The organism is Eubacterium ramulus ATCC 29099 (genome assembly GCF_000469345.1).
Lineage (GTDB): Bacteria > Bacillota > Clostridia > Lachnospirales > Lachnospiraceae > Eubacterium_I > Eubacterium_I ramulus.
Genome location: NZ_KI271096.1, coordinates 90,954 through 100,154 on the forward strand (window position 1 = coordinate 90,954; position 9,201 = coordinate 100,154).

A 9,201-nucleotide genomic window follows, 5' to 3' on the forward strand; every position below is an offset into this window, starting at 1 on the left:
AGCGGATTGCGAATGTCCGCTTTACCGAAAAATATGCGTTCAGCTTCACTTCTCAGACACATATTCAGGTGCATGATGCAGACAGAAAAATGCGAGCGCACAGATCAGGATCTGACTGGCCAGCATGCCCCAGAGGTAAGCACTCAGTCCAATGCGGGGGATTCCTGCGAAAACAAATATAATGCGGATGGCGGCACCAGCCAGGTTGATCAGCATGGTGAGGGTAGCCTTGCCAAGCCCGTGCAAAATGCTGCACAGTGTGCTTGCGAGGAATAAAAACGGACAGATCCAGCTCAGGGTGCGCACATAAATACCTGCCAGTGTGTTGTGAAACAGATGGATGCCGATCCAGTTTCCGCACAGCAGAAATCCGGAGGTACACACAAGACCGAGAATGACACACAGCTGTGTGGTTCTCCGGATGGCTTTTTGCACCAGGTTATACTGTTTCCGGCTATTCGCTTCTGCGATGGCCGGAAGCAGCATAACAGACAGGGAATTACTTAGCACGCACGGAAACATAATGGTGGAAAAAACCATGCCGGTCAGAATACCATAGACGCTCAGGGCATCACTGTTTGCATAACCAAAATCCCGGAGTTTGATCGGGATCAGCAGTGCTTCCGCACTCTGACATAAACTTAACAAAATACGGCTGCAGGTGAGAGGAACTGCCATAGAGCACAGATCCTTTGCAATTTTTGTCAGCCGGATAGAAGAAGGCGGTACCGATGGATTTGGTACTGTCTTTTTATTTTCCGTGCGTTCTGAAAAAAAGCAGACCATGGTGACGGAGTAAAGAGAGGAAGCAAGTTCGCCAAACAGAATGCCCCAGACTGCAATCTGTGGTGTCACAAGCTGTCCCCGCTGCATCTGGATGTCAGCCACGAGCCAGACGCCTGCGACACGGATGACCTGTTCCAGAATCTGTGAAATAGCCGGGATGACGGCTTTTTTTCGACCATAATAGTAGCCGTTGATGCAGGCGTGGATACAGGCGAAAGGCAGGGAAAGGGTCATGATGCGGAGCAGCGGGACTGTCCGGACATCTTCCAGCAGGGAAAGCCCGATCTGCGGAGCGTAGTGCCATATGATCCAGACACAGCTGGCAGATAGCAGCAGGGAACCAGACAGTCCGACACTCAGATAGGCTCTGGCCTGGCGTTTCTGTCTGCATTGGGCACAGTAACGGGAGATCGCAGTCTGGATTCCGGCGGCTGATACAGAGATGATCAGGGCAAATACCGGAAATATCAGCTGGTAAATTCCAAGTCCTTCTGCACCGATTCTGCGGGAAAGGAATATTTTATAATAAAAACCGATGATCCTGCTTAAAATTCCGGTCAGTGTCAGCAGCAGCGTACCGGATATAAAGTTCTGTTTCATGGGATTTGCATATGATTTCATTGGAAAGAAGACTCTTCTGCCTGTGGATTTTTTATAAATATATGCAGAGAAAAATCGGTCAGAACCGAAAGGAATGGTATGATTATATGAAACGGTTGATTTATTTGGATCATGCCGCCACAACGCAGCCTTTTCCGGAAGTGTTGGATGCGATGATCCCCTATTACAGCAGATATTATGGCAATCCATCATCCGGATATGAACTGGGGGAAGAAAGTAAGCGCGCCATTGAGACAGCCCGGGAACAGATTGCAGACACACTGGGGGTGGAAGATGACACTATTTATTTTACATCGGGAGGAACAGAATCCGATAACTGGGCATTGCGCTATGCCGTGCAAAATGGAAAACGAAGGAGACCACACATTGTGACATCGTCTATTGAGCACCATGCAATCTTAAACACGTGTAAAAATCTGGAAAAACAGGGAGTGCGTGTGACTTATCTTCCGGTGAATAAGGAAGGAACAGTACAGCCGGAGATGGTGGAGCGGGCGATCATATCAGATACAGTGCTGGTGTCTGTAATGTATGCAAACAATGAGATCGGAAGTATTCAACCGATACGTCAGATCGGGCAGATCACCCATCGGAAACAGGTTCTGTTCCATACGGATGCAGTGCAGGCATACGGCCAGATTCCAATTCATGTAAAAGAGGATAATATCGACCTGCTGTCTGCCAGTGGTCATAAATTTAACGGGCCAAAAGGAACCGGATTTTTATATGCCCGAAAGGGACTGAAGCTTCAGCCGATGATCCATGGTGGTGGACAGGAGCGGAAGATGCGGGCCGGTACCGAGAACGTACCGGGGATTGTAGGAATCGGACGGGCGGCGGTCTGTTCCGCAGCAATTCTGGAGAAAAAGATGGCATATGAAAGCAGGCTGCGTGATTATTTTATCCGGCGGCTGCTGGAAGAAATTCCGGGAAGCAGTATCAACGGGGATCGCCGGAACCGTCTGCCAAACAATGTGAATATCAGCATTGCGGGGGTAAACGGTCCGGCGGTAGTGGCATTGCTGGATCTGGAAGGCATCTGTGTATCATCCGCTTCTGCATGTTCCACCGGGGAACAAAAGGCTTCTCATGTACAGCTTGCCATCGGAAATGCCGGACATCAGGCATATGAGGCTATCCGTTTTACCCTGGGTATCCAGAATACACCGGAAGAATTGGACGATACCGTTGAGGTGTTAAAACAATGCGTAAAAAAATTGAGGGACTTTAAAAAATGATTTGGGTGTTAAAACGCCCAAATCTCACGTGCGTTCGACTTGAATTTAAACCGGAAGAAATTCCGGTTTTCTTTTCGTGAAGACCGTAAAGTAGTCAAAGCCGGCCGCTTTCAGCAGCTGTGGTACTTTGTCGAAATCCCAGGCAATCTGATCTGGGGCATGTCCGTCAGCACCGATGGTGATGATCTCACCTCCCAGCTCCCGATACCGGTGCAGGATTTCTTCCGTTGGGTTTGGGTGCCCGAGACCATATTTGAATCCGGCCATATTCAGCTCGATACCCTTACCGTGAGCGATAAGCTGCCGCAGGATCTCGTCAATGACATCTTTGTATTTGTCATAACTGTAATTTTTGTTCTTTTCCGGTCCGTAACGAACCACATAGTCAATGTGACCGTATACATCAAATTCATGAAAGGCAGCGATGTTTTCCAGAATGGATTCAAAATATTCCAGATAAGCGGCATGCTCGCTGCGTCCTTCATAATAAGCCGGATAATATGGATCGAGGCCGTGCACCACATGGGAGGATCCGATGACAAAATCAAAATCCATTTCCTGTAGTATTTCATGGTGCTTCTTCGCCAGATGCGGCTGCAATCCCAGTTCAATACCGAAGTTGATGTTCAGGGAATCAGAAAAATCAGCCTGCAGCTGACGGATTCCTTTTTCATATTGAGGAAAATCAATGGTGAATAAATCCGGTTCATCCGGGTAATCATAGTCAAGGTGATCGGTAATGCAGATCCCAGCCAGATTTTTTTCGATGGCGGAACGTGCCATAGCAGCAGGATCGGCGTTGCTGTCACCGGAAAAATGAGTGTGCATATGTGTATCCAAAAGCATGAAAATGTCTCCTTTCAAGGGTGATATAAGGCTTATATTATATATTGTGCAAAATATAAACTTTGAAAAACAGCGTGGTTATGCGGTTTCCTGAAACTATGATAAGCACAGCAGTACATTTTTGTCAATCCAATCCGTGCATTTTGAATAGGAAAAATGATCGAAATTCTAAAAAAAGGAAAAAGTTTTATGCAATTAATACAAAAACACAGAGTGAGACTTGGACTATAATATCAAAACTGGTGAAAAAACATCTGTAAAACTTGTACAAATTGCTAAAAAAGAGAAAAAAAGAAACAAGATGGTGAAAAAATTAACAAAGTTAAAATAAGCGGTTGAAAACTATTGAAAAACTCAGTCATATTCGTTAAAATATAAGCAGATTGGATGAGACATCAATGAACAGACAACAGTTGAGACATCCAAAAATAAACCACCGGATGATCCGGATACATTTTAATTCTAGGAGGAATGAAAAAATGGCAGTAAAAGTAGCAATTAATGGATTTGGACGTATTGGACGTCTTGCTTTCAGACAGATGTTTGGTGCAGAGGGATATGAAATCGTAGCAATCAACGATCTTACAAGCCCGAAAATGCTTGCTCATTTATTAAAATATGACTCTTCTCAGGGTAAATATGCAAAAGCTGATACAGTTTCTGCTGGAGAAGATTCTATCACAGTTGATGGAAAAGAAATCAAAATCTACAAAGAGCCAGATGCAAATAATTGCCCATGGGGTGCTTTAGACGTAGACGTAGTTTTAGAGTGTTCCGGATTCTATACATCCAAAGAGAAAGCACAGGCTCATATCAATGCAGGTGCTAAGAAAGTTGTTATTTCCGCTCCGGCTGGAAACGACCTTCCTACCGTTGTTTACAATGTAAACCATGATGTATTAACAAAAGAAGATACAATTATTTCCGCAGCTTCCTGTACAACAAACTGCCTTGCTCCGATGACAAAGGCATTAAACGACCTTGTTAAGATCAAATCCGGTATCATGTGCACAATCCACGCTTATACAGGCGATCAGATGACACTTGACGGACCACAGAGAAAAGGCGATTTAAGAAGAAGCCGTGCTGCAGCAGTTAACATCGTTCCAAACAGCACAGGTGCTGCAAAAGCAATCGGTCTGGTAATCCCAGAGTTATCCGGTAAATTAATCGGAGCTGCTCAGCGTGTACCGACCCCGACAGGTTCTACAACAATCTTAAACGCAGTTGTTGAAGGCAACGTAACAGTTGATGAGATCAACGCAGCTATGAAAGCAGCTTCTAACGAGTCCTTCGGCTACAACGTAGATGAGATCGTTTCTTCCGATATCGTAGGAATGACATATGGTTCTCTCTTCGATGCAACTCAGACAATGGTTCTTCCGTTAGACAACGGAACAACTCAGGTTCAGGTTGTTTCATGGTATGATAATGAGAACAGCTATACAAGCCAGATGGTTCGTACAATCAAATACTTCGCAGAGTTAGCATAATCAACACTCTATAAAGTATAACAAAGACTCACTGCAGGGTCCGGTCTTTTGGACCGGACTCTGTTTTTGATTTGTGTTGCAAATCAAAAGCAGAGCCATTAGAAATGCGCACACGCATAAGATGAAAATTGCTTCGCATATGCTCGGTGCAATAAGAAAAGTATGCATAGATCAGTTACAAACAAGGTTCAATTAGACATGCATATTTTCTTGATCTTTATAGATTTCCTAAATTAAGTATATAAACAGGATAAGGAGACAATATCATGGGATTAAATAAAAAAACAGTAGATGATATTAACGTAAAAGGACTTAGAGTTCTTTGCAGATGCGACTTCAACGTACCGTTAAAAGATGGCAAGATCACAGACGAGAACCGTCTCGTTGCAGCTCTTCCTACCATCAAAAAACTGATTGCTGACGGAGGCAAAGTAATTCTCTGCTCTCACCTTGGCAAAGTAAAAACAGAGGAAGATAAAAAAACAAAAACGCTTGCACCGGTTGCAGTACGTTTATCCGAACTGTTAGGACAGGAAGTAAAATTTGCAGCTGATCCGGAAGTTGTAGGACCGAACGCAAAAGCAGCAGTAGAGGCTATGAAGGATGGCGATGTAATCCTTCTTGAGAATACTCGTTTCAGACCGGAAGAGACAAAAAACGGAGAAGCTTTTTCCAAAGACCTTGCTTCCATCTGTGATGTATTTGTAAATGACGCATTTGGAACCGCTCACAGAGCACACTGCTCCAACGTAGGTGTTGCAGGTTTGGTTGATACTGCTGTTGTTGGTTACTTAATGCAGAAAGAGATCGATTTCCTCGGAAACGCAGTAAATACACCGGAAAGACCGTTCGTGGCAATTCTTGGCGGTGCAAAAGTAGCAGATAAATTAAACGTAATCTCCAACCTGCTTGAAAAATGTGATACCCTGATCATCGGTGGTGGTATGGCATTTACATTCCTGAAAGCAAAAGGATATGAAGTAGGAAACTCTTTGGTAGATGATACAAAGATCGATTACTGCAAAGAGATGATGGACAAAGCTGAGAAACTTGGCAAGAAATTACTTCTCCCAATCGATACTACAATCGCAGATGGTTTCCCGAATCCGATTGATGCAGAGATCGCAGTAGAAGTTGTTGCATCTGATGCAATTCCGGCTGACAAAGAAGGTCTTGATATCGGAACAAAAACAGCTGAGTTATATGCAGATGCAGTAAAATCCGCAAAAACAGTTGTATGGAACGGACCGATGGGCGTATTCGAGAACCCAATCCTTGCAAAAGGTACCATTGCAGTTGCAAAATCTCTGGCAGAGACAGATGCTACAACAATCATCGGTGGCGGTGATTCCGCAGCAGCTGTAAACCAGCTTGGATTTGGTGACAAGATGACACATATTTCCACAGGTGGCGGAGCTTCTCTGGAATTCCTTGAAGGAAAGGAACTGCCTGGCGTAGCAGCAGCAAACGACAAGTAAAAATCCCATATATGAAATAATTGCTTCGTTAGATGAGACTTGACGTACCTCTATGTACGTCTGCGTCTCATCTGCCTTGCACTGATTCCATATCTGGAATTTTTGAAAAATTATATGTAAGGAGAAAAAGCGAAATGGCTAGAAGAAAAATTATCGCAGGTAACTGGAAAATGAACAAAACACCGAGCGAGGCAGTTGCTCTGGTGAATGAGTTAAAACCGTTAGTAGCGAATGAAGATGTAGATGTAGTATTCTGTGTACCGGCTATCGATATCATCCCGGCTATGATTGCTGCAAAAGACAGCAACATCTGCATTGGTGCAGAGAACATGTATTTTGAGGAAAGTGGCGCTTATACAGGTGAAATTTCCCCGAATATGTTAGTTGACGCAGGTGTAAAATACGTTGTTCTTGGACATTCTGAGAGAAGAGAGTATTTTGCAGAGACAGATGAGACTGTAAACAAAAAAGTTCTGAAAGCTTTTGAGCATGGTATCACACCGATCATCTGCTGTGGTGAGACTCTGACACAGAGAAAACAGGGAATCTACCTTGACTGGATCCGTATGCAGATCAAGATCGCATTCCAGAACGTAACAGCAGATCAGGCAAAAACAGCAGTGATCGCTTACGAGCCAATCTGGGCAATCGGAACCGGTGAGACAGCTACTTCTGATCAGGCAGAGGAAGTATGCGGCGCAATCCGTGCATGCATCGCTGAAGTTTATGATGAGGCAACTGCAGAAGCAATTCGCATCCAGTACGGTGGATCTGTAAACGCAGGAAATGCAGCTGAGTTATTTGCAAAACCGGACATCGATGGTGGTCTGGTAGGCGGCGCTTCTCTGAAAGCTGACTTCGGCAAAATCGTAAACTATAATAAATAAGATAATATTAACAATGCTTTTACAATTCAGAGCCATCCGCAAGACCGTTTGGCTCTGAATTTATCTTAAACTAAATGGATGTTCCTGTCCGCATGAAGATGTTGTGAAACTAACATTTTGACAGGAGTTCAATGATACAGATTTTTTGGAGGAAAACATGAGTAAAAGACCAGTCGTATTAATGGTTTTAGATGGATATGGTTTAAATGACAATCCGGAAGGAAATGCTATCGCAATGGCTAAAACTCCGGTGATGGACAATTTGATGAAAGATTATCCGTTTGTAAAAGGTGCCGCATCCGGTCTGGCAGTTGGTTTGCCGGATGGTCAGATGGGAAACTCTGAGGTTGGACATATGAATATCGGCGCAGGCCGAATCATTTATCAGGATCTGACCAGAATCACAAAAGCAATCGAGGATGGTGATTTCTTTGAAAACAAGGGATTACTGACTGCGATTGAAAATTGCAAAAAAAACAATTCAGACCTGCATCTGTGGGGACTGTTATCTGATGGTGGTGTACACAGCCATATCACACATCTGTACGGTCTGCTTGAGATGGCAAAAAAACATGGTTTGACAAACGTATATGTACATGCATTTTTGGACGGCCGTGATACACCGCCTGCTTCCGGAAAAGATTATATTGAACAGCTGGAAGCGAAAATGCAGGAAATTGGTGTAGGTAAGATTGCATCCATTTCCGGTCGTTATTATGCAATGGATCGTGATAATAACTGGGATCGTATCCAGAAGGCATATGATTCCCTGGTATCCGGAACCGGTGTACAGGCAACGGATGCAGTGAAAGCAATGGAAACTTCTTATGCAGACGGTGTGACAGATGAGTTTGTACTTCCGACGGTTATCACGGATGAAGCTGGCAAACCGGTTTCTGTTGTAAAAGAAAATGATTCCGTTATTTTCTTCAACTTCCGACCGGATCGTGCCCGTGAGATCACCAGAGCATTCTGTGACGATGCATTTACCGGATTTGAACGTCCGTTTATTCCGCTGACCTATGTATGTTTCAAAGATTATGATGAGACAATTCCAAACAAGATCATTGCATTTGAGAAAGAATCCATCAAAAATACCTTTGGTGAGTTCCTTGCAGCACAGGGCAAAAAACAGCTCCGTCTGGCAGAGACAGAGAAATATGCACACGTTACCTTCTTCTTTAACGGTGGTGTAGAAGAACCAAATACAGATGAGGCACGTCTGTTGGTTGCGTCTCCGAAAGATGTTGCAACTTATGATCTGAAACCGGAGATGAGTGCTCCGGAAGTAGGCATGGATCTGGTAGAGGCGATCAAATCCGACAAGTATGATGTGATCATCATTAACTTTGCGAACCCGGATATGGTAGGTCATACCGGTGTGATTCCGGCAGCTGTTGCAGCTGTAGAGCGTGTGGACAGCCTGGTAGGTGATGCTGTCCAGGCAGTCAAAGATGTAGATGGAATCCTGTTTATCTGCGCTGATCATGGAAATGCAGAGCAGATGATCGACTATACAACCGGAAATCCGCATACTGCTCATACAACAAATCCGGTACCGTTTATTCTGGTAAATGCAGATCCGGCTTACGGACTGGCAGAGGGGGGATGTCTGGCTGATATCGCTCCGACATTGATTGAGCTGATGGGATTAAAACAGCCGGAGGAAATGACCGGTCACAGTTTATTGATCAAAAAATAAATACCAAAGTAATTTGTGGATTTTCCGCGAGTAAGCCCTTTCGCCACACGACAGTATTCTTGTACTGTCGTGTGGCATTTTTTATCTCAGTCCGAGTTGAGACTCCCATTTCTGCAAATGGTGAGTAATAACAAATCTTTCTCAGTGGGA

At 44.3% G+C, this 9,201-nt stretch carries 7 protein-coding genes; 5 read left to right on the forward strand and 2 right to left on the reverse strand.

Annotation, left to right across the window (positions count from 1 at the left end; translation table 11 throughout):
* Positions 1-45 precede the first annotated feature (45 nt).
* Positions 46-1,407, reverse strand: a complete 1,362-nt coding sequence (locus HMPREF0373_RS03615) for a polysaccharide biosynthesis protein (RefSeq protein WP_021738241.1) — start codon at positions 1,405-1,407, stop codon at positions 46-48.
* On the opposite strand from HMPREF0373_RS03615, the gene HMPREF0373_RS03620 reads away from it, so the two are divergent.
* Positions 1,398-2,645, forward strand: coding sequence for a cysteine desulfurase family protein (locus HMPREF0373_RS03620; RefSeq protein ID WP_336302571.1), 1,248 nt, complete (start codon positions 1,398-1,400; stop codon positions 2,643-2,645). The genes HMPREF0373_RS03615 and HMPREF0373_RS03620 overlap by 10 nt on opposite strands.
* A 45-nt stretch (positions 2,646-2,690) precedes the next feature.
* On the opposite strand, the gene HMPREF0373_RS03625 is transcribed toward HMPREF0373_RS03620, so the two are convergent.
* Positions 2,691-3,491 carry a histidinol-phosphatase HisJ family protein gene (locus tag HMPREF0373_RS03625; protein ID WP_021738243.1) on the reverse strand — a complete coding sequence of 267 codons (801 nt, stop codon included), beginning with the start codon at positions 3,489-3,491 and terminating at the stop codon, positions 2,691-2,693.
* Between the two features lie 479 nt (positions 3,492-3,970).
* Here HMPREF0373_RS03625 and gap point away from each other — a divergent pair, with 479 nt between their 5' ends.
* The 4 genes from gap (at position 3,971) to gpmI (ending at position 9,051) form a co-directional block, all read left to right on the forward strand.
* Positions 3,971-4,984 carry a type I glyceraldehyde-3-phosphate dehydrogenase gene (gene gap / locus HMPREF0373_RS03630; protein ID WP_022034946.1) on the forward strand — a complete coding sequence of 338 codons (1,014 nt, stop codon included), beginning with the start codon at positions 3,971-3,973 and terminating at the stop codon, positions 4,982-4,984.
* A 266-nt stretch (positions 4,985-5,250) separates the two neighbouring features.
* Entirely contained in the window at positions 5,251-6,462 is a 1,212-nt protein-coding gene (locus HMPREF0373_RS03635; protein WP_021738247.1) for a phosphoglycerate kinase, read from the forward strand.
* 134 nt (positions 6,463-6,596) lie between these two features.
* Positions 6,597-7,349, forward strand: coding sequence for a triose-phosphate isomerase (gene tpiA, locus HMPREF0373_RS03640; RefSeq protein ID WP_021738248.1), 753 nt, complete (start codon positions 6,597-6,599; stop codon positions 7,347-7,349).
* Between the two features lie 157 nt (positions 7,350-7,506).
* Positions 7,507-9,051, forward strand: coding sequence for a 2,3-bisphosphoglycerate-independent phosphoglycerate mutase (gene gpmI, locus HMPREF0373_RS03645; protein WP_021738249.1), 1,545 nt, complete (start codon positions 7,507-7,509; stop codon positions 9,049-9,051).
* Positions 9,052-9,201 lie beyond the last annotated feature (150 nt).